Annotated in this window: 18 protein-coding genes, 3 tRNA genes and 1 other RNA gene; 5 read left to right on the top strand and 17 right to left on the bottom strand. The window is 39.3% G+C overall.

Annotation, left to right across the window (positions count from 1 at the left end; translation table 11 throughout):
- The first annotated feature begins 993 nt into the window (after window positions 1-993).
- Complete coding sequence (locus KHA99_RS22735; RefSeq protein ID WP_249366823.1) at window positions 994-2,256, top strand: multidrug effflux MFS transporter; 1,263 nt, start codon at window positions 994-996, stop codon at window positions 2,254-2,256.
- A 191-nt stretch (window positions 2,257-2,447) separates the two neighbouring features.
- Here KHA99_RS22735 and KHA99_RS22730 read toward each other — a convergent pair whose 3' ends face one another.
- Window positions 2,448-3,392, bottom strand: coding sequence for a phosphotriesterase family protein (locus KHA99_RS22730; protein WP_213119733.1), 945 nt, complete (start codon window positions 3,390-3,392; stop codon window positions 2,448-2,450).
- 383 nt (window positions 3,393-3,775) lie between these two features.
- Between KHA99_RS22730 and KHA99_RS22725 the strand changes: the two genes are divergently transcribed.
- Window positions 3,776-5,440, top strand: coding sequence for a long-chain fatty acid--CoA ligase (locus tag KHA99_RS22725; protein ID WP_213119732.1), 1,665 nt, complete (start codon window positions 3,776-3,778; stop codon window positions 5,438-5,440).
- A 154-nt stretch (window positions 5,441-5,594) separates the two neighbouring features.
- Here the strand turns inward: KHA99_RS22725 and KHA99_RS22720 are convergent, their stop codons facing one another.
- The 11 genes from KHA99_RS22720 to KHA99_RS22670 all read right to left on the bottom strand — a co-directional run bounded on the left by KHA99_RS22720 (window position 5,595) and on the right by KHA99_RS22670 (window position 14,927).
- A complete protein-coding gene (locus KHA99_RS22720; RefSeq protein ID WP_213119731.1) occupies window positions 5,595-6,785 on the bottom strand; it encodes an MFS transporter in 1,191 nt (396 codons plus the stop codon).
- A 40-nt stretch (window positions 6,786-6,825) separates the two neighbouring features.
- Window positions 6,826-7,860: an ROK family transcriptional regulator gene (locus KHA99_RS22715; protein ID WP_213119730.1), complete on the bottom strand. Its 1,035-nt coding sequence runs from the start codon at window positions 7,858-7,860 to the stop codon at window positions 6,826-6,828.
- A gap of 192 nt (window positions 7,861-8,052) precedes the next feature.
- Window positions 8,053-9,798 carry an acyl-CoA dehydrogenase family protein gene (locus KHA99_RS22710; RefSeq protein ID WP_213119729.1) on the bottom strand — a complete coding sequence of 582 codons (1,746 nt, stop codon included), beginning with the start codon at window positions 9,796-9,798 and terminating at the stop codon, window positions 8,053-8,055.
- 26 nt (window positions 9,799-9,824) lie between these two features.
- Entirely contained in the window at window positions 9,825-10,367 is a 543-nt protein-coding gene (locus tag KHA99_RS22705; RefSeq protein ID WP_249366822.1) for a class I adenylate-forming enzyme family protein, read from the bottom strand.
- A 99-nt stretch (window positions 10,368-10,466) separates the two neighbouring features.
- The gene (locus tag KHA99_RS22700; protein WP_213119728.1) at window positions 10,467-10,844 is read right to left on the bottom strand and encodes a MerR family transcriptional regulator; all 378 of its coding nucleotides are present in this window, start codon (window positions 10,842-10,844) and stop codon (window positions 10,467-10,469) included.
- A gap of 242 nt (window positions 10,845-11,086) precedes the next feature.
- A complete protein-coding gene (locus KHA99_RS22695) occupies window positions 11,087-11,422 on the bottom strand; it encodes an IDEAL domain-containing protein (RefSeq protein ID WP_213119727.1) in 336 nt (111 codons plus the stop codon).
- 112 nt (window positions 11,423-11,534) lie between these two features.
- Entirely contained in the window at window positions 11,535-11,960 is a 426-nt protein-coding gene (locus KHA99_RS22690; protein ID WP_213119726.1) for an RrF2 family transcriptional regulator, read from the bottom strand.
- A 103-nt stretch (window positions 11,961-12,063) separates the two neighbouring features.
- Complete coding sequence (locus tag KHA99_RS22685) at window positions 12,064-12,198, bottom strand: BA3454 family stress response protein (RefSeq protein ID WP_213119725.1); 135 nt, start codon at window positions 12,196-12,198, stop codon at window positions 12,064-12,066.
- 17 nt (window positions 12,199-12,215) lie between these two features.
- Window positions 12,216-12,614 (bottom strand): transcriptional regulator SpxA, encoded by a 399-nt coding sequence (gene spxA, locus KHA99_RS22680; protein ID WP_213119724.1) that lies wholly within the window; start codon window positions 12,612-12,614, stop codon window positions 12,216-12,218.
- 743 nt (window positions 12,615-13,357) lie between these two features.
- Entirely contained in the window at window positions 13,358-14,128 is a 771-nt protein-coding gene (locus tag KHA99_RS22675; RefSeq protein WP_213119805.1) for a TatD family hydrolase, read from the bottom strand.
- A gap of 34 nt (window positions 14,129-14,162) precedes the next feature.
- Complete coding sequence (locus KHA99_RS22670) at window positions 14,163-14,927, bottom strand: NAD-dependent protein deacylase (protein WP_213119723.1); 765 nt, start codon at window positions 14,925-14,927, stop codon at window positions 14,163-14,165.
- A gap of 488 nt (window positions 14,928-15,415) precedes the next feature.
- Between KHA99_RS22670 and KHA99_RS22665 the strand changes: the two genes are divergently transcribed.
- The 3 genes from KHA99_RS22665 (at window position 15,416) to KHA99_RS22655 (ending at window position 19,221) form a co-directional block, all read left to right on the top strand.
- A complete protein-coding gene (locus KHA99_RS22665) occupies window positions 15,416-17,245 on the top strand; it encodes a glycoside hydrolase family 28 protein (RefSeq protein WP_213119722.1) in 1,830 nt (609 codons plus the stop codon).
- Between the two features lie 344 nt (window positions 17,246-17,589).
- The gene (locus tag KHA99_RS22660; RefSeq protein ID WP_213119721.1) at window positions 17,590-18,276 is read left to right on the top strand and encodes a cell wall hydrolase; all 687 of its coding nucleotides are present in this window, start codon (window positions 17,590-17,592) and stop codon (window positions 18,274-18,276) included.
- 369 nt (window positions 18,277-18,645) lie between these two features.
- Window positions 18,646-19,221: a MerR family transcriptional regulator gene (locus KHA99_RS22655; RefSeq protein ID WP_213119720.1), complete on the top strand. Its 576-nt coding sequence runs from the start codon at window positions 18,646-18,648 to the stop codon at window positions 19,219-19,221.
- Between the two features lie 30 nt (window positions 19,222-19,251).
- Here KHA99_RS22655 and ffs read toward each other — a convergent pair.
- From ffs to KHA99_RS22630, 5 genes are all read right to left on the bottom strand, one after another.
- An RNA gene (ffs, locus tag KHA99_RS22650) (signal recognition particle sRNA small type) lies at window positions 19,252-19,336 on the bottom strand.
- Window positions 19,336-19,407: transfer RNA gene (locus KHA99_RS22645), tRNA-Asn, on the bottom strand. Before KHA99_RS22645 ends, ffs begins: the two co-directional genes overlap by 1 nt.
- 10 nt (window positions 19,408-19,417) lie before the next feature.
- Window positions 19,418-19,502: transfer RNA gene (locus KHA99_RS22640), tRNA-Leu, on the bottom strand.
- A 27-nt stretch (window positions 19,503-19,529) separates the two neighbouring features.
- Window positions 19,530-19,620 (bottom strand) — tRNA-Ser (locus KHA99_RS22635).
- A 221-nt stretch (window positions 19,621-19,841) separates the two neighbouring features.
- Window positions 19,842-20,669 carry an alpha/beta fold hydrolase gene (locus tag KHA99_RS22630; RefSeq protein ID WP_213119719.1) on the bottom strand — a complete coding sequence of 276 codons (828 nt, stop codon included), beginning with the start codon at window positions 20,667-20,669 and terminating at the stop codon, window positions 19,842-19,844.
- Between the last annotated feature and the right edge of the window lie 123 nt (window positions 20,670-20,792).

Genomic DNA, 20,792 nt, shown 5'->3' with positions numbered 1-20,792 from the left:
TTACCCAAACACTTGGGTGCCTATTGGTTGCCCTTGCCAACCATTTTGTTCGGTTTCAGTCATCCATACCCTTTATTGGTTACCGTACCAACGTATTTTTTTCGGTTTCGGTCACCCATACCCTTTATTGGTTACCGAACCAACATATTTTTTTCGGTTTCGGTCACCCATACCCTTTATTGGTTACCGAACCAACATATTTTTTTCGGTTTCGGTCACCCATCTCCTTTATTGGTTACTGGATTGTCTCATTTTTTGGGGGTTCGGTCACCCATACCCTTTATTGGTTACCGTACCAACGTATTTTTTTCGGTTTCGGTCACCCATACCCTTTATAGGTTACCGAACCAACATATTTTTTTCGGTTTCGGTTACCCATCTCCTTTATTGGTTACCGGATTGTCTCATTTTTTGGGGTTTCGGTCACCCATACGCTTTATTGGTTACCGTACCAACATATTTTTTTCGGTTTCGGTCACCCATACGCTTTATTGGTTACCGTACCAACATATTTTTTTCGGTTTCAGTCACCCATCTCCTTTATTGGTTACCGTACCAACATATTTTTTTCGGTTTCGGTCACCCATACCCTTTATTGGTTACCGTACCAACATATTTTTTTCGGTTTCGGTCACCCATACCCATTATTGGTTACCGTACCAACATATTTTTTTCGGTTTCGGTCACCCATACCCTTTATTGGCTACCGTACTAACGAATTTTTTTCGGTTTTAGTCACCCATACCCTTTATTAGTCGCATAATTATCTTATTTTTTCCAGAACAGGCGATCAACAATAAGCTATTCTTTCCTTCTTGAAGCTGTCTTTAAATAAAATGCAACAAACTTCTCGGAATCAAGCTCTCGATATTTCTGTTTTCTAAATTTATATCTACGTTTCTATTTTAAATAAATCTTTCGCTTTTCTAAATATTGAATAATCTGTTAACATAGAATGATAAAATCTTAGATTAGATTTACATAACTGGAGGAATGACTTACTATATGGGGGATTTCATACAAAAGACAGAGGATAATCAAGAAGTGCTTTCTCGTTCCAAACGAGTATGGATGGCGATTGTACTCGGTTCACTTGCAGCATTTGGCCCTTTATCCATTGATATGTATTTACCGGCCCTGCCAAATATCGCAAAAGATTTCCATACAAACGCATCTTCTGTTCAACTCAGCCTGTCGCTTTTCGTGCTCGGTTTAGCATCGGGACAACTGCTCACTGGGCCTATCAGTGATGTAACTGGCCGCCGAAAACCACTTTTGGTTGGCTTAATGATTTACTTTATCGTGTCCCTTTTATGCGTATTTAGTCCTTCCATTTGGGGATTAATTATATTGAGGCTCATCCAGGGCTTTGCTGGCTCAGCTGGAATTGTGATTTCGAGGGCGATTGTCAGAGATTTATATTCAGGAACTGAATTAACCAAGTTTTTTGCACTCCTTGCATTGGTGAACGGGCTTGCCCCTATCCTTGCTCCGATTATTGGTGCGCAGCTGCTTAAGGCGTTTCCCTGGCAAGGTGTCTTTATTGTTTTAAGTATCATTGGAATCGTAATGTTTTTTGTCATTCTTTTTGGATTGCCCGAAACGCTGCCTAAAGAAAAGCGTTCCGCTGGAGGCATGAGGAATACATTTAGCCCTTTTTTAAACCTAATCAAGGATCGAAGCTTTATGGGCTATGCTTTAGCGCAGGGTTTAGTCTTTGCTGGCATGTTCGCGTACATTTCAGGTTCTCCCTTTGTCGTACAGGATATTTATGGTGCATCCCCGCAAATGTTTAGCCTGATCTTTGCGATCAATGCCATTGGGATCATGATCATGAGTCAAACTACAGGCAGGTTGGCAGGGAGAATCCCTGAAGCAAAACTGTTCAAATTTGGATTAGGAATGTCCGCAACAGGCGGGATCATTTTACTGCTGCTTTTATTTTTACAGGCAAAGCTAATTTTCGTTTTGATTCCATTATTAATCGTTGTATCCAGTGTAGGAATGGTAAATACAGCAGGATTCTCACTGGCAATGCAAACACAAGGAAAAAATGCCGGTAGTGCTTCTGCCTTACTAGGTGTTACTTCATTTACCTTTGGTGGATTTTTCGCTCCCCTGGTTGGAATAGGTGGAGGACAGACGGCCATTCCGATGGGCGTAGTGATTGTTTGTGCCGGTTGTGGGGCAGTGTTATTGTATTGGATTTTAGTAATGAGAAACCGAAAAGAGCTGGAAAATAAGATTCGCAATTAAAAATTGTAAAATCGCAAATAAGAGCGCTGAATTTACAAATAAAACCTGAGAATACCTCAAAAAAGGGTAATATCATTGTTTGCGACGTCAAATTTATAGAAAGAAGCAACAATATTTACGAAAACACCCTTTTTTTTACTTCCTATTTTGAAAAAACGACCTTCCATTCATTACGATGGAAGGTCGTTTTTTTATTTCCCTTCAAACCAGCGGCGAGCGTTATCAACCATCATAAGGTTAATTTGTTCCTCCGTTACTCCACTCACTTTCAATTCTGGAATAATCTCTTCAAGCACATAGGTCATCGTCCATTTTGGGAGCACATGCTCAAGTAGTCCTTCAGGATACCAATCAAAGGAGCAGCAATGATCCTGCGATAAAAACATACGGTCTGCATAGCCTTGCTTCGCCAGTTCGATGACGGTCGTGTTTCTATTTTCAGTTGTACATTCAGCGGTTAAGCCATAACGGTCCATGCCGATAAATACCCCATGGTCGAGCACCTTTAATATGTACTCCATGTTATCGGTATCTCCTGTATGCCCGATCAGAATCCGCTTCGGATCCACTCCTTCTTCAAGAAGGATGTCAATTTGGTTTAAGCCAGTTCCGGTTCCTGGATGAGAATGTGTCATAATCGGTACACCCGTCCTTTTTTGAGCGCGAGCAACGGCGCGAATAACCTTCTCAACATCAGGGGTGACCCCTTGTGCATCCGTGGCACATTTTAAGAATCCTGCTTTAATGGATGTGTTTTGAATTCCGACTTCAGTATCGCGGACAAACAAATCAGCCATATAGTCGATATCACGATTTTGGAAATGAGGTGGGATATAGTGAAAGGAGTAGATTCCTGTTGCTGCGATGATTTGAACCCCCGTCTCGCGGGAGACTCTCTCAATAAAGCGGATGTCACGGCCAAGTTCCATGACAGTTGGATCACAGATGGTTTTCACACCGAGTGCTTTTGCTTTGTTTACTTGCGCTACTGCTCTAGCAAACTCTTTCTCCTCATCATACAAATGGGGAAACTGCACGAATACAGAATCAGAGCGAATACGCATGTGCTCATGGATTAGCGTTAATCCCAGTTCGGAAGATTCAACTTGTCCAGTAACAGAATTAATAGGTGCCATTCCATACTCCCCTTTCACCCTCGGTCCATTGAAATTTTTTTAAAAAAATACTCCATAACCTAAGACTCGAGCACCTAAAATGTCAACGCTTTCAAATTAGCGCATAAAAAAATGCATATCTGGTACTATTCTCTTTGGCCCATTTTTAAAAGGTTATGAATTAACTGATAGATTTAGTACCAAGCCTTTTGATAGTTAATTACCTTTTTGTAAAAAATTCGAGTATTGTAAATAATTTTAAATTTTTGTAGGTTATTATATTTCTGAGGAAAAAATTGATTTAATTACTAGAATATTCTGTAATTAATGTATTATTATTATTATAACTGTAAACGATTTCAACGGAAGCTTTTAACAAAATCTATTTGGTGGTGATTTGTTCAATGTTTACACGTCATTTTGAATTCTGGCCAGAACGGCTGCCGAAAACTTTACCGATTCCTGAATCAACCATTTACGACAACCTGGAAATGACGACAAAGCGTTATCCGAATAAGACGGCAATTGTTTTTTACGGAACAGAAATAACTTATAAACAACTTCACTCAGAAGTTAACAAACTAGCAGGGTATCTGCAGAAAGAGCTTGGTGTAGCAAAAGGCGACCGCGTAATGCTGTACATGCAAAATTCACCACAGTACATTATCGCCTTTTACGCGATATTACGGGCGGACGCTGTCGTAGTGCCAATTAATCCAATGAATGTGAAGGATGAAGTGGCATTTTATTTATCAGATTGCGATGCCAAAGTGGCGATTGTGGGGCAAGAATTAATTCAGGAAATTGAACCGTGTTTTGAATTCACTCCTCTTAAGCAGATTATTGTTGCAGCCTATTCGGACTATGCCCAAACCGGTTTGGACTACACTGTCCCTCCTGCCGTGGCGGCACCAAAAGAAAGATTTGAATCATTAGCGATTATTGATTGGAATGAAGCACTAACAGCAGGCTTAGAAGCTGATCCTAGCAAGGCAACATGCGATGATTTATGCTGCCTACCTTATACTTCGGGAACGACCGGCAAACCAAAAGGCTGCATGCACACACATAAAACCTTGCAATCTACTCTTCTAGGCGGAATTGTATGGTCACAGTCAACACCTGCTGATATTGGTTTGTCAACACTTCCCCTTTTCCACGTGACCGGATTGCAGCATAACATGAATGGACCGATCTCTCTTGGTTCCACGATGGTGATGATGACTCGCTGGGACCGGGATGTTGCCTTAAAATTGATCGATCGCTATCGGTGCACAAGATGGACGAACATTTCAACGATGGTCGTTGATTTATTGGCGCACCCAAATCTAAAAGACTATTCAATCGATTCGCTGAAGATGATTAGCGGCGGCGGTGCTCCCCTTCCTGAAGCAGTCGGCCAAAAGCTTTTAGAGCTGACAGGGCTTCGCTATGTAGAAGGATACGGGCTAACCGAGACCATTTCACAAACGCATCAAAATCCAGTTGACCGCCCGAAGATGCAGTGCTTGGGAGTGCCGCAGTTTGATGTGGACGCCCGCGTCGTTGATCCCGTAACATTAAAAGAACTAGGCCCTGACCAACAAGGCGAAATCATTGTCAATGGACCGCAAGTGTTAAAAGGCTACTGGAACAGGCTTGAGGAAACCAAGAATTCCTTTGTAATGATTGAAGGGAAGGAATTTTTCAGAACAGGCGACATCGGCCGCTATGATGAAGAAGGCTATTTCTTCCTGGTCGACCGGGTCAAACGGATGATTAATGCCTCCGGTTTCAAAGTTTGGCCTGCGGAAGTGGAAAATACATTGTATAAACACCCATCTGTTCAGAACGCCTGCGTCATCGGTGTTCCCGACCCAAGACGCGGCGAGACCGTTAAGGCGTTTATCGTGTTGAACTCTCAAGGAAAAGGAACTTCGGAAGAGGAAATTATCGCATGGTCCAAAGAGCACATGGCCGCCTATAAAGTTCCGAGGATTGTTCAATTTTTAGAAGAACTGCCGATGTCAGGCAGCGGGAAAATCCTGTGGAGGAAGCTGCAGGAGCTGGAAGAAGAGAAAGTGAAATAAGTTTTACTGAATGACATAAGAAATGACGTATGAATTGCATACGTCATTTTCTTGTTATATCAAGTTTATTTACCTTGCTTAACCTAATAATAACAAAATTTTAATGGTAATCTTTTAAAGGTTATAGAATTCTGTTGAACTTGGTATCTTTCCTTTATATTAAATACTTCTTTTTCAGTAAGGAATTTAATTTTTCCGAACTTAAAAGCATTACTGCCACAAAAATTACGATACAAATTGGGAAGATCCCTATTGTTGATTGAGATGCTATGAAACCGAGAAGCGGCGGCATAAAGGTAGTGCCTGTATAAGCAACAGCCATTTGATATCCCATAATCGTCTGGGAATGCTTCTTCCCGAAGCGTGTCGGTGTTTCATGTAACATACACGGAAAAATCGGCGCCAATCCCAATCCAATCAAAATAAAACCGACAAGTGAGAAAATGGATGGCAATGGCAGGAAAAGAAAGGCAGCACCGACTAATGCGATGATTTGCCCCGTCCGAATAAGAGCTAGATTACTAATCTTAAATGTAATAAAGCCTGTTATAAATCTACCAACTGTGATTCCTCCGTAATAAAAGGAAACCCATTGGGCTGCAAGTGCTGCGGGTAACTCCTTCACATTGACCAAAAAGCTGCTTCCCCAAAGGCCCACTGTTGCTTCAACCCCACAATAAAACAAGAAGGTTGCAAGAGCTAGTTTTACGCCTTTAATTTGTAAAGGTTGAACATTTTTAGCATCTTGGTCATAAGAATCTTCCGGTGCCTTATTTTTGTCGTTATTTCTGTTTTTTTCCACTCTGTTCCACAATGGCAAAGTGAGGAAAAGGATGATCACTAACGCAAACTGAATTCCGGAAATAGCGAAATATCCGTTTCTCCAAGAATTTTGGTCCGAAATAAACTGAGCCATAATGATAGGACCAAGAGTGGCTCCGACTCCCCAAAAACAATGCAGCCAGCTCATATGGTGTGCCTTATAATGGACAGCGACATAATCGTTTAATCCCGCATCAACTGCTCCCGCTCCCAATCCTAGTGGTATCGCACATACCACTAACCAACCGACCGATGGTGCAAAATGAAATCCCAGCAAAGCACAAGCTGTCATCAACACACTGACAAATGCTACCTTGCCAGTCCCGAACCGTTTCAGTACTTTTCCGCTAACTAAACTTGAGATAATGGTCCCGCCTGCAATCGTCATAAAAAGGAATCCAGCTGTATCAAGACGTGCCCCTAAATCTGATTGCATGACAGGCCACGCTGCCCCTAACAATGAGTCAGGTAAACCCAAGCTGATAAAAGCTAAATAAATGATAATTAAAAGGAATGTTGTCATGTTTAAACCTCGCCTTAAATATTTAGGTGTCAATCGGACCTTAGTTGATTGTCCCATTCATCATGAGATCAAGTCCAAGACTCTGTAATCCAGATAAATAATCTTGCTTCCAATCACCTATGGTAAGCTCTGGGAGATGTTCTGAAGGAAAATATTTTGAGCACCCGATGGCGATTTTGTTTATTAATTCTTTTTCTATTTCATCACCACAAAAAATGACGGTATGGGGGTTAATAATAGCTACAAATGATGCCATTAATCTGCAAATCGCATCAATCTTATCATCCTCATAGAATGCTAGTTTCTTAGACCCACTACCACTTGCCAGTGCTTGTCCGAAATTTCGGTCCTCATACATTGGGACGAATGAAACCTCTCCTGTAAAAAATGTACTTCCCCGCACCACATCACCATTGATCATAATTCCTGCACCTGGGCCATTTTGACCCGAATACAAATAGATAAGCGATTGCTCGTCCTTCATACCTCTAGTATTGTGATATCCGAGAACAGCAGCATTCATATCGTTCTCTACTACAACAGGTATTGAAAAATGTTCTTCATAGTATCTTTTTAAATCAAAATTTTGAAACTGCTCATACCCTGGAATATAAAAAATTCGTCCACGATCAACCGAACCAGGAACGCCAATTGCCATAGAACTGATTTTGGGATATTTAGTAATAATGTTTTCAATCCACTCAGTTAATAAATTTAAACCATCATCTTTTAATACACTCGGAGCTTTTCCTTGTTCCTTTACTTCTCCAACACAATTAAAAATTGTATAGTTAGTCTCCGTTTGTTCTAAAAATATGGCCAGACCTAACATATACTCAGGGTTGTATGTATATCTTTTTGCTCTTCTCCCACCACTAGAATCATCTAAACCGACTAAAACAATTTCCCCATCCTTCTCCATCTGTACTAAGAACTTACTTATTGTCGGAATGCTAATTTCTAAATTATCGCTTAGTTCTAGTTTTGTTGCACTACCAAGCTCCAAAAGAGTTGAACGAATACCCCGAAGGATGATCTTCTTCATAGATTTTGGAGTAGCTAATATCTCATTCATTGAATTCACCACCAAAGATCACTTTTTAAAATACTTTTTAAAGTTGTTTAATAAGTTACTGGTAATATATCATATAAATATTTGTTTTGCTAATATTGTCCCTTAACTAACTGATAAGTTGATTATAAAAATAAAAAAACTCGTCAAAAATCAGACGAGTTTTCCTTTATCATTCTATAAGTTATTTTGATATTAGATGGCCTTTTTTTCGAAACAAACCAAGGATTCGAATAGGTCATCCGATACACTAAAGTTTGCTAGGATCCCTTTATCCCCCGATTGATCAAATTTTAATCGAATCCACTGCTCCACTGCCAAAACGCGACGGCCATCCTGTTTCTGATTTAAATCGTATTGAGCTTCTTCGAGTAAATAAACCCCAGAGAAAACATCATACATAATGTCTGCTAATTTTTTCGCTAATGCATTTTGTGTGTAATCATCCTGGTTTAATACGTGGTCAATTAATTTTTCAAGACGTTCTATTTCTCTATTAAAAAATGATGTTAAATCTTGAACCGCTGGATGAGAAATAGTATTTAATACATCCCTAAGATTGTGAACGAATACACTGCTGCCGACCTTCGATAGCGTTTTCAACACTTCAAGGGATTGGATGTTTGCTGTTCCCTCCCAAACAGGATTGACGATGGCATCACGAATTAATCTAGGTGTCACATATTCCTCAATATACCCGTTGCCTCCGTGAAGTTCTAGGGCGTCTTTGGCAGCAGAAACACCTAACTCACTGCCACGATATTTTAATAAAGAAAGTAATATGCGTAACAAAGAATAATTACTTTCATTTCTAATATCGTACGTGTGCACTTCGTCGAAAAGTTTTATGGTTTGTGCTGCTGTAGCCCACCCCGCTTCTATTTCTGTGATCATATTAACCAATGTTTCTCTGACCATTGGGTATTTATTAATCGATTGACCAAACGCTTCCCTATTGGCAGTATAAATGGCCGCTTCTAGAAAGCCTCTTCTTGCAATAGCAATGCCACTTAATCCAGTCCCAAGACGGGATACATTCAAAGCCTCAGCCATATATTTGAAGCCTTTTTCTTCCTCGCCAATCAGGTATCCAATGGCATTATTTAAAATCAACTCACCACTGGCAACCGCACGGACACCAAGTTTATCTTTCAGACGGCGAATCGTTACATTGTTTCTATTTCCATCTGGTAAGGTGCGTGGGACAAGGAATAGCCCCAAACCTTTCGTGGATGGCTTATCATTGACGCGCGCTAACACAATGGCTACTTCAGCATCACAGTTACTGGCAAACCACTTTTCACCAGATAACAAATAATGATCGCCATTTTTAATCGCCCTAGTTTGGGCGGCACCTACATCGGAACCACCTTGAATTTCTGTTAAAAACGTAGCACCTTCAGCAAAATTGTCAGAATCCCAGGATGCGAGACGGGATAAGTACTCGGCTTTTTGCTGCTCTGAACCGAACTTTTCTAGAACAAAAGCAGTAGATTGGGATAAACCAACTGGACAAGTAAATCCCGGTTCGGTTTCGCACAATAAATATATTAAAATGGTATTAACCAAAAATGGGATCTTTTCAGGTGCATTTTGATCATAACGATAGGCGACAACACCTGTACCATACCCTTCCTTGACGGTTTGCCTGTACCCTTCGTTATACCAGACTTGATTAATTTCTTCGCCCTTCTTATTATACCTGATTAATTTCGGCGCACCTTCGCGATCAGTATGAACAGCCCTACGATCCATAGGACCTGCTGCAAGGGCACCTGTTTTCTTAAATTGTTCCTCGACGTAATGAAGGACAGCCTCTGATAAATATCGTTCTGCATATCTTGTTAAAATTGGATCATCGCTATACCAGTTCGCATCGTTCCCGTTTTCCCACAAGGAATAATCAATTTTTGTTTCTTCCTTAATCGTGGATTTATTCATTCCCTACATCTCCTTTACTTTATGTTTTAAAATTTTCCCCTTGCACTATGTGGCAGCTCGTTCACTATAGAATAAATACGTGGAATTTTATAATCTGCTAGATAACCAGACAGGTACTTCTTCAATTCCTTCTCATCAATCGTTTGATCCTCATTAAGAACAATCATCGCCTTGACGGTTTCTCCCCAGACTGGATCGGGAACACCTACAACACAGGCTTGATAAACGGCTGGATTCTTGGCAAGAACCTCTTCTATTTCGCGTGGATAAACGTTAACGCCCCCAGGTATAATGACATCCTTTTTCCTATCAACAATAAATAAGTAGCCATCATCATCTTTGTAAGCAATATCCCTTGTATAAAGCCACCCGTCCTTTATTGTTTGATCTGTTGCACAAGGGTTATTGTAATAGCCAAGCATCACGAAAGGACCTTTTAATAGGACCTCACCATATTCCCCAACTTCTGATTCAGTTCCATCCTCTTGAACAATCTTCATTTCCATATTTAAGGCAGGGTTTTTCCCTATACTTCCTCGTTTGTTTGAGTGTTCATGAGGTCTAAGCAAACATCAGTTGGGCCCCGCCTCCGTCAATCTAATTTGTTTGGATAAATATTTGCATTTCTTTCAAATAATCCGTGAATGGTACTCATTTTTTCCTCCTACTTACGTTTCTTCATATCTTTTTCGGTAAACAATAATTTCAGCTTTCAGACTCTGCAATTCGAGAATTTTCTCATCAAGTTCTTTGAGTTTTTTATCTGTATATTCTAAAATTTTTCGTTTTTCTTCTTGCCCAGTTGGATTACTCTCGTAAAGATCAACCATTTCTTTGATCTCTTCAAGCTTAAAGCCCTGGCGTTTTCCACGGAGGATTAACTTTAATCTTAATCGTTCCTTTTCGGTAAAATAGCGATGCTGGTTATTGTCGGTTCTTTCCTCTGATTTCAATAGCCCAACTTCTTCATAGTAACGAATGGTTCTGGAACTAATATCAAACATAGAGGCAATTTCATTTATCGAGTACCTTTCTTTTCTATTCAAAAATCACGATTCCCCTTTTTTGTCATTTCGCAATGTAATTAGGTTTTTTAGGTTAATGTTTACGTTAACTGGAACTTTCTTATTAAGAGTATCATGTGGATTTCAATTTGTCAAAATATTATTTATTTTCCAAATAATTATATTATAATATGACGGAAAATGAAAAAACCTTCTCGGAATATAAATGAGAAGGTTTTTATTAATAAACGGATGTTATTTTTTTATAAGAATCTAGTTTCGTATCATGATTCAGTGCTAACAAGCTGTTTCATTTCTTTTAACTTGGCAGTCAGCTCCATAAACCACTCTTCATCACCTGTAGACAATGCCAGGTCTATTAGGAATCGAGTTTGCTCCTTATTTGTGGCTGTAGAGACAGGCAGTTTCTTCACCTGTTTGCTTAAAATCGGAATAGTTTTTCCAATGGTCTCTGTATTGTCACTTCTAATGACCGTTACTTTAACCACTCCTTCTAGAATATCCATTGATTCTATAAAACCAAGGATTAATTCACCATCCCATGAAGTTCCCTTAATCCAATCACCTGTTTTTAAACTAGAACGATCGTTCGGCACCATAACTGGTCACCTCCTAATTATTTAGTGTTATAGTATGAAGTTGCAGCCATATAGGATACGCAATCTGTAATGTTTTTTATTACATTTTCAACAAAAAGAAACCTTAAGAAAATCAACAATCACAGCCCTTGCATTGATTAATAAGATCGACAATTTCCTTTATGGTATAGTCCTTTAAATACTCCCCAAGGTGTTCTTCAGCACCCAAAAATATTTTAAACAGGACTGTATGCATATTCGCGCCCACTATGCACTTTTCATTTGAATCAGGACACTTTGGCTGCAATGCACCTTCAGAGGTGATCTTATAGATATCCCAGAGAGTAACTTCATTTAAATCCAGTGCAAAAATAAATCCGCCGCCGATTCCTTCTTTTGATTTTATAAATCCATTTTTTTTCAACAGACTAAGCACTTTACGAATCCGTACCGGGTGCACTCCGGCACTATCGGAAATGGCTTCACTTGTTGACATTCGGTCAGGCTGTAGTGCGAGATATGTTAAACTGTGTATGGCTAGTGTGAAATCGCTGTTCATAACCTGGCCTCCTCAAAAAAATGCTAATCTTTCTATTTCTATGTCTTATTTTAAATAAATTATTGTACTGTAATAGTAAACGTTACAGATTAGCTTGTCAAATTTAAACATTCCACTGTTTTTTCACTTGTTCTTCTGCTAACTGTTTAATTTTTTCCCATTTCATATCTTTTTTCACAATAACATTGGTCTGATAATTTCTTTCTTTATATTGAACTGTTACGAAAACTTCAATCATTTTATTCTTCCTCCATTCTATTGATTTGCCGCCTTTTGCAATTCCATGCTCAAAAATGAACGAACCCTGCGCGGCAGAAAGCTGCGAATTTCTTCCTCGTTATATCCAACCTGTAATCGTTTTTCATCCAATATAATTGGCCGGCGCAGCATTTTCGGGTTTTCGATTATTAATTTATAAAATTCGTTGAGCGGAAGCGTATCAAGATCTATATTTAATTCCTGGAATGTCTTTGAATTAGTTGAAATGATTTCGCTGGTCCCCTCTTCAGTCAAACGAAGAATCGATTTAATTTCATCAACAGAAAGCGGCTGAGCTAATACATTTCTTTCTATATAATCAATCTGATGCTCCTCAAACCAAGCCTTCGCTTTACGGCAGGAAGTACAGCTCGGAGTCGTAAACAATGTCACCATACCACTAATCACTCCTTAATTAATAAATGTAATAAAAATCCTTACAGTTTATACTGTAATATTAATATTTACAGTTGATTTTGTCAACACTATTATGATACATGGGGACGGTTCTTATGCATCATTTATTTTTGACACACGAAAACCGTCTGAGATCGCTGAAAAACATTCCAAAGTAGGGGTTCTTAAAGACAAAACGGCCTCGGTTGAGAGTGGAAATGTTTTTAAAAAGCCATCTATTCTGCCCTGAGTACAAGAAAAAGTGTCGCACCGGTAAAAATAAGCGGTCTATTCTGCCCATGAGCACAAGAAAAGTGCCGCACCGGTAAAAATAAACCGGTCTATTTTGCCTGTGTGCACAAGAAAAGTGTCGCGACGGTAAAAATAAGCGGTCTATTCTACCTGTGAGCACAAGAAAAGTGCCGCGACGGTAAAAATAAACCGGTCTATTCTGCCCGTGTGCACTAGAAAAGTGCCGCACCGGTAAAAATAAGCGGTCTATTTTTACCGTGTGCACTAGAAAAGTGCCGCGACGGTAAAAATAAACAGGTCTATTCTGCCCGTGTGCACAAGAAAAGTGCTGCACCGGTAAAAATAAGCAATCTATTCTACCCGTTTGCACAAGAAAAGTGTCGCACCGGTAAAAATATGCCATTTAGGTACTCTGTTTAGCCGCCTAAGAAAAATAGCGCTCCCGTTTCGTAGGATGTATTTTTCAGTGGCCTCGAACCGTCCCCATGCCTCTAAATACTATAAAATTCTTTTGTATTTTCCAAAACTCGTTCCGATGCTTCAGTTTCCGTAAGTTTTTTTATTTTTGCCAACATGGAGATTGATTCCTTTATCATGGCGGGTTGCGTTATTTTGCCTGAAAATGGACCTTCAAATGGCCATGGGCCGTCTGTTTCGACCATCATTTGTGCTAACGGGTAAATCTGGGCTATCTTTTGAATTTTTTCCTTATAGACAATCTCGGGTGTAACGGAAATAAAATAGCCATTTTCAATCATTCTCGCTATCGTTTTATCGTCCCCTTTGAACCAATGAAAATGTGCCTTTTCGACTGAATGTTTTTCTAAAAGATCGCAAACAATCGGAGCATCATCATAAACGGCATGCAAAACAATCGGTTTGTTCCATTCTTTAGCCAGCTTCATGAACGTCTCAAGGAGCTCAATATATTGGCCATACTGTGCCCGGGATACCCTTTGTTCCTGCCTTAAATAGTACGGCAACCCTACTTCGCCTACAGCAATCATTTCCGCCCGATGCAGCGTCATCCAGTCAATCAAGCTGCTAAAGTCAACTTCGCTTGGCAGTCCTTGCTCCGGATGAAATCCAAATGCGGGCTTCACTTTTTGATATTTACTTGATAATTGCAGGTTTCGCTTGCATGATTTAAGATCAAATGACACGGCCACGACTGCCTCAAGCCAGTCGGAACCAGTGAGAATTGAGTCAACTTCTTTATTTTTATATTTATCTAAATGGAGGTGAGCATCAATCAATTTCATCCGTTTCACACTTCCCGGAAAGGATTTAGGGCCATTATAAACTTTCGTCAATGTGGGACAATGATTTTCCAATCGAATCATGAATGACATATGCTCCCTCTCGACGATCATAAGGGGTTCCACCTTTATTGATTATAATCAGCGGGACACCCTTCCTCCTATACTCCGGAAAGGTCGAAAAAGGCGTCACTTGAAGACTTGTGCCCACTACCAAAATGCAATCCGCCTGATCAATATGTTGAACAACCGTATTAAATCCCTCTATTGAAAACCATTCACCTGTATCGCCAAACAAAACGACATCAGGCTTGATATAGTGGTCTTTTTCACTCTTTGTTTCGCAATCGCTGCATACAAAAAAATCCTCCATTGTTTCAAAACGATTAACCATTTCCGAGGAAGGATAGATTTTTCCACAATTCAAACAAGATGCGGTTTTCATCGTTCCGTGAAACTCGATTACGTTATTGCTTCCGGCTTTCTGATGAAGGCCATCGATGTTCTGGGTAATAATGTGCTGGACTTTGCCTTGTTCCTCCCATTTTGCCAGTATTTCGTGGCCTTTGTTTGGAACAGCATCCGGGTGGTAAAGATTTTCAAAAGCAAACTGATAAAAATCGTTCGGGTTTTTATAAAAATAATCAAGCGAGAGGATATATTCGGGGGCCAGTTGGTAAACACCAGTTTTGGAGCGAAAATCCTTGATCCCCGATTCCGTGCTGATCCCAGCGCCGCTCAGGACGACGATGTTTCGGGCTTCCCTAAGGAGGTTAGTACAGGTTTCTACGGTGCTTTCCATTTCAGATAAACCTCACTTTCAATAGTTAATAAAAGTGTTCGTGTAATTATTATCATTATAATACAAAGTTTTCATCTCTTCCTTTCGAATTATCTGAAAATAAAAACAATAATCCAGCAAATTTCCTATAAAACTAACTAGAAAAGAAGAAAAGTGAGACTATTTTTCTGTTTTCAACACTGTTTACAGATAGTAATTTAGTCACTTTTTTAAATCTAATCTGAATAGTAAAATAAATACCAGAAATAAATGTTAACGTTAACATAAATTGCTATATAAATTTTAAAAACTATTATTATTACCTCTTGTTATGAAATGTTAACGTTAAAATAAGAAAAAAGGATGATGCAGCGAGACTAAAAAAATAGGATACCAAGGAATGAAAACATTTTAATCCTTTTAACTTTAATACCCAACAAAGAGTATTTGTGACATCAAAAAATGTAAGCAGTTTCAACTTGATCTACTAAAAATCAGGAGGGTATTCTATGAAATTCGGTAAAAAAACCTATCTAACTGGCGCACTAGGGCTTGCTCTAGGCTGTTCCGTGATTGCCCCATTTGGTGCATTTGCAGCAACTACACCAGCAAAATCAAATGCTCAAGTTTCTGTTGACAAACAAGCACCAACAGCTCCTATTAATGCTTATGCATATGCCACAACTTATAAGTCTGTAAGCCTAATCTGGGATAGGTCTACTGACAATATTGGAATAGCAGCTTATGATGTCTATGTAAATGGTAAATTGGCCGGAAGTTCAACACCAAACGAATACGGAATTGCCATGTCAAACTTTACCGTAAAAGACTTAAAACCAAATACAATGTACAGTTTCAAAGTTGTTGCCAGAGATGCTGCAGGTAATCATTCAAATGAAAGTGCACACGTTAACATTAAAACTGATGTGTTAGGTAAAGTATTCAATGTTAAAGATTTTGGGGCAAAAGGTGACGGTGAAACAAAGGATACGGCTGCCATTCAAGCAGCCATTGATGCAGCTTCAGCCAGCCCTAACAGTGTGGTTATCCTTCCTGCAGGAACCTATTATTCTGCTCCGCTAAATTTAAAAAGCAATATGACATTTGAGATTCAAAAAGATGCAACGCTTCTTGGAAGCCGCGACGTATCGGACTATCCAGTGATCCAAGACCGTTGGGAAGGGACTACATTCCACTCTTATCAAAGCTTGATCGCATCCCAAGGGGCAAAAAATCTTAAAGTCATCGGTGAAGGAACGGTCGATGGAAATGCAGGTCCTATCAAAGCAATGCCTTCTAACGGAATTGATGAGTTCGGTTTTCCATATAAAAAAGTAACCCTTGATGGAAAATATGATTATAATAATGGAAAATACGACCCGAACGCGGAGGGTAAGGAAACTGTATACTTTAATATGGGATTGTGGTGGGATAATCCCAAAGCTACCAATCCAGCAACTCAAACTGCTCGCCCAAGACTAGTTCAATTCAAAGACTCAGAAAATGTACTTCTTCAAGGTCTAAAGATTACAAATTCACCATCTTGGACAATCCAGCCATTATACAGCAACAACGTGGTAATTGATAGTGTACACGTTGAAAATCCAGCTGTTCCAGTTGATGCACCAAACACAGATGGTGTCGATCCAGACTCTGTTGATGGGTTAAAGATTTTTGGTTCGACATTTAATGTTGGTGATGATGCGATCGCGATTAAATCCGGTAAAGATGCTGAAGGTCGTCAAATTGGCAAACCAAGCCAAAACATCGAAATCCGCAACAACATTATGAAGCATGGTCACGGCGGCGTTACAATCGGTAGTGAAATGTCCGGCGGCGTTAAAAATGTTGTAGCAAGAGATGATATCTTTGACGGAACCGACATTGGTATTCGTATGAAAACCCTTCGCGGACGTGGCGGTACCATTGAAAATCTAACATTTGATAACATCATGATGAAAGATATTGCCGGTGATGTATTTAATATTAACTCTAACTATACATCTAACGGTACTCCACTGCCATTTACTGGTGTAATCGATGAAACAACACCTTACATTAAAAATATTACAATCAAAAATATTACCGCTGAGGGTGCTCAAGAAGCTTCCTTCTTCCAGGGACTATATGAAAGCCCTGTTGATGGCCTAACATTGGAGAACGTCACAGTGCATGCTGACAAACCATTGTATTTCCAATATGTTAAAAATATAACAATGAAAAATGTCAACATCAATAACGGTAATATGTTCCAGCCTAACAGCATATACCAAAATCTCACAGTTGACGGAGAAAAACTTCCAGATACCGATTGGCCAGTAGTACCACGAACAAAATAAGAAATATTTAAAAAACTAGCATCAGTAGAAACTACAGATGCTAGTTTTTTATTTTAATTTTTTTTGATGATATAGCTTCTTCTCCCCTCTTTTTTCAAATAATTCATTTCATATGTTTATGAGTCCACTTATATATGTAAAGAAACCTAAAAATTTTTGGATAGATATTCCTATGTTTCTTAATATTGGTTCGATTGTGACGCCAAAATAGGTATCATGTCACAAATGATTATTTTCTGAAATTTTGTTCATCAAACTAAAAAGAAATGTAACGCTACCGTTCTGTAAATTAAATACCATCCAATGTTAGAGTAATATAAAGCAAAATTCAGGAGGTAGCACACATGAAAAAAACATATATAAAAACATTAATTGTAGCTTGTGTAGCTACAAGTTCCTTCATAGGAATTAGTAAAAGTGCCGAGGCTATTACCGAAGACCGAGTCGTTACAGAAAATAAACCTATAAGCCTTGAGCAAAAATATGGTGGTATTACCGAAAATGATCAGCAAGACAAAACTAGCAATTACAATCAGATTAATACAGAAGAAATCATGCAAAAGCCAGAGAAAACAAAAGAAGTAGCCCTCCACTCTACAAAACCTGAAATAGGAATCACCAGGCAAATGCCTGAAAAACAACCAGAACCACCGGCTATTTCCATTTCAAATAATGAAAAAGATCTTTTTGCCAGATTAGTAGAAGCTGAAGCAAAAGGCGAATCCTATCAAGGAAAAGTAGCCGTTGCGACTGTCGTATTAAATCGAGTGGAATCACCTCATTTCCCGAAAACGGTGACAGGCGTTATTAATCAAGTAGTAGGACATGCCTATGCCTTTTCACCCGTTCAGAATGGCCAAATTAAAAAGCCTGCTTCAGATGAGTCTAGACAAGCAGTCGAAGAGGCATTGACCAGGAAAGATCGGTTAAATGATTCTGTTTATTTTTATAATCCTGCTATTGCCACGGATAAATGGATTCGCACTCGTCCAGTCGTAAAGACAATTGGCCGTCATGTATTCGCTAAATAATATATAGGAGGTAGATTGACAATTTAGTCATAGTAATCCTCCCAAACTGTAAACTCTATGGTGGGTTTTGTTACATTCCCGCCTATTATTAAGGGAAGTTAACAGTCTATTTACAAATTGGTTAACATCCCTAGTTTCGACAAATTTTAAAAAATCACCTGCTATAATGACATTGTATTGAAGAAAATTGAAACCAAAGCCCGAATTAAAGGAGTAGGAATCATGGCAGAGATTTTAGTTGGTTTAGGTACATATCTATCAGTTTTTCTTGCACTAGGTTGGCTTATTTCAATTGCTTTTAACCTATTTATAAAATAGCAACGGGCTATTACAGGATGATTTACAATGTATTAAATAGAGGTGAAATGAATGACGGAAATGTATTCACCTAGTGATGTACAAAAAATGCTCGGAATAGATGGCAGTACTTTAAGGAAGTACGCCACTCTCCTTGAAGATCATGGGTATCATGTTCAACGTAATAATCGGGGACATCGAGTCTATTTTGATAAGGATGTTCATACATTCCGTAAATTAATGGAATTCAGCAAGCATGAAGGTATGACAATCGAACGGTCTGCTGAGGCGGTATTGAAAGAGATTTCTGAAGAAAATAACACGGACACTGTTACGGAAATAGAATCCCTGCAAAATACTAGTGACCAAGTTGTTGAGCACAATTGCAATCATGGTGAATTATTGGAACGCATAGAACATTTAGAGCAAATAAACTTGGATTTAATCAAGCTTTTGAAGGAAAAGGCTGTACGAGAAGCTTACCAAGAAGAAAAGATTAATAAAATTTTAAAGCATGTAGAACGGATAGACCAACTAGAAGCTGAACGAATTAGAGGCATAGAAGAAGAAACGAGAATGCAAATTGCTGCTGCCAATCATAAGAAATGGTGGAATTGGTTTACATGGAAAAAAGCTAAACCCAATTGATGATGGGTTTAGCTTTTTAATTTCTGTCCGTATGTAATAGCCCACACAATTTCACTAATTATGGCTGCTGCGTTCCCGCCCTGACCCTTTCTTAGTGTCCTTGTTGGACTATGACTCCGCAGGTAGGACTCGAACCTACGACCGATCGGTTAACAGCCGATAGCTCTACCACTGAGCTACTGCGGAAAAATATTTCTGGTGCGGGTGAAGGGAGTCGAACCCCCACGCCCGAAGGCGCCAGATCCTAAGTCTGGTGCGTCTGCCAATTCCGCCACACCCGCATGATGTTTTAAATAGTTTTATTTGAATGGCAGAGAAGAAGGGATTTGAACCCTCGCGCCGGTTACCCGACCTACACCCTTAGCAGGGGCGCCTCTTCAGCCTCTTGAGTACTTCTCTGTAGTAATAACTTACAAAACAAATATATCACCATTTAAAATTGGAAGCCAGCTGTAAATTTTGGAAATCTAAAACAACAAGCTCCCCTGCTATGTGGACATTTCTCCACTAAGTTTCACTCAGGTTGTCCTCATCATGGCCCTTTCATGAGGACAATTCTCCAGCAAAATTCATTAGAGCTGTCCTCATGACTCCCCTAAAAGGAGATTCCGTAATATTAGTTATTTTAAAATCGATAAAAAATGTTCTTTTAAAAATGGAATGACCTTATCGGGGGCCTGAACATGAATAAAATGCCCCGTTTCAGGAATGATATGTACCACTGCGTGCGGGAATTGCTGGTCACGCATCTGGTAAGCAAAATCGGTTGAAATGTACGGATCATGTTCACCCCAAAGAATCGTAACTGGATTTTTTATAGCAGCAAGATTCAAATACGGTTCCGTTAATTGTTTATTGGCAGAGCGATATAATTCTAAAATTACGTCCCTTTTCTCAGCAGATTCAAAAATTGCAAAGAAGTCTTCCAATATCCCTTCTTCAACAGACGGAATCTCCTTTTTCATCCCTGCCATCCATGATTCCTTATTGGCCATGGCTTCCATTACTTTTTCACCATAACCAGGCGTTCTCCATTTTTGGGCTAGTGGGTGCCAAGTATATCCTGGCAACAAAACTGTGTCGGTTATAATCAAGCTTTCCACTTTATCCGGATTGTCACACGCCCATCTTAATCCAATCATTCCACCCCAGTCATGGACGACGAGATGGATTTTTTCTAATTCTAGTGCTTCCATGAAATCATTGATAAACGTAACATAGTTCTCCCAAGCAGACTCGTATGGAAAACGAGCACTCTGACCAAATCCCGGAAGGTCCGGTGCAATTGCCCTAAATCCTACAGCAGCAATTTCAGGAATGATGTGTTTCCAGAGCATGCTAGATTCTGGAACGCCGTGAATAAGCAAGACTGGCGGAGCAGTTTTGGCACCTTCATCAATATAGGAAATCTTTTGATCATTTATGGTTAGGGTTTTTTTCGTGATCATTCTGTACCTCCGATTGATTCTAATGTAAGGATTTTACATTCTTAACACTATTTCGACAAAAAAAGGGAAAATCCTTTTCTTTTCCGTTAAAAAGAAAAGGATGCCTCAGCTTTATGAGACATC

Source organism: Neobacillus rhizophilus, assembly GCF_018343535.1.
Lineage (GTDB): Bacteria > Bacillota > Bacilli > Bacillales > Cytobacillaceae > Neobacillus > Neobacillus rhizophilus.
The sequence above is the reverse complement of the archived record's forward strand: the minus strand, read 5'-3'. Positions and strand labels throughout refer to the sequence as shown.

What these genes read in the sequence shown, in the direction of transcription:
- KHA99_RS22690 (WP_213119726.1), bottom strand. Translation starts at nt 11,960, where the DNA reads ATGAACAGCGATTTCACACTAGCCATACACAGTTTAACATATCTCGCA.
- KHA99_RS22630 (WP_213119719.1), bottom strand. Translation starts at nt 20,669, where the DNA reads ATGATCACGAAAAAAACCCTAACCATAAATGATCAAAAGATTTCCTAT.
- KHA99_RS22685 (WP_213119725.1), bottom strand. Translation starts at nt 12,198, where the DNA reads ATGATTGAAGTTTTCGTAACAGTTCAATATAAAGAAAGAAATTATCAG.
- KHA99_RS22715 (WP_213119730.1), bottom strand. Translation starts at nt 7,860, where the DNA reads ATGAATGAGATATTAGCTACTCCAAAATCTATGAAGAAGATCATCCTT.
- KHA99_RS22665 (WP_213119722.1), top strand. Translation starts at nt 15,416, where the DNA reads ATGAAATTCGGTAAAAAAACCTATCTAACTGGCGCACTAGGGCTTGCT.
- KHA99_RS22660 (WP_213119721.1), top strand. Translation starts at nt 17,590, where the DNA reads ATGAAAAAAACATATATAAAAACATTAATTGTAGCTTGTGTAGCTACA.
- spxA (WP_213119724.1), bottom strand. Translation starts at nt 12,614, where the DNA reads ATGGTGACATTGTTTACGACTCCGAGCTGTACTTCCTGCCGTAAAGCG.
- KHA99_RS22695 (WP_213119727.1), bottom strand. Translation starts at nt 11,422, where the DNA reads ATGGTGCCGAACGATCGTTCTAGTTTAAAAACAGGTGATTGGATTAAG.
- KHA99_RS22710 (WP_213119729.1), bottom strand. Translation starts at nt 9,798, where the DNA reads ATGAATAAATCCACGATTAAGGAAGAAACAAAAATTGATTATTCCTTG.
- KHA99_RS22735 (WP_249366823.1), top strand. Translation starts at nt 994, where the DNA reads ATGACTTACTATATGGGGGATTTCATACAAAAGACAGAGGATAATCAA.
- KHA99_RS22655 (WP_213119720.1), top strand. Translation starts at nt 18,646, where the DNA reads ATGACGGAAATGTATTCACCTAGTGATGTACAAAAAATGCTCGGAATA.
- KHA99_RS22725 (WP_213119732.1), top strand. Translation starts at nt 3,776, where the DNA reads ATGTTTACACGTCATTTTGAATTCTGGCCAGAACGGCTGCCGAAAACT.
- KHA99_RS22670 (WP_213119723.1), bottom strand. Translation starts at nt 14,927, where the DNA reads ATGGAAAGCACCGTAGAAACCTGTACTAACCTCCTTAGGGAAGCCCGA.
- KHA99_RS22720 (WP_213119731.1), bottom strand. Translation starts at nt 6,785, where the DNA reads ATGACAACATTCCTTTTAATTATCATTTATTTAGCTTTTATCAGCTTG.
- KHA99_RS22675 (WP_213119805.1), bottom strand. Translation starts at nt 14,128, where the DNA reads ATGAAATTGATTGATGCTCACCTCCATTTAGATAAATATAAAAATAAA.
- KHA99_RS22730 (WP_213119733.1), bottom strand. Translation starts at nt 3,392, where the DNA reads ATGGCACCTATTAATTCTGTTACTGGACAAGTTGAATCTTCCGAACTG.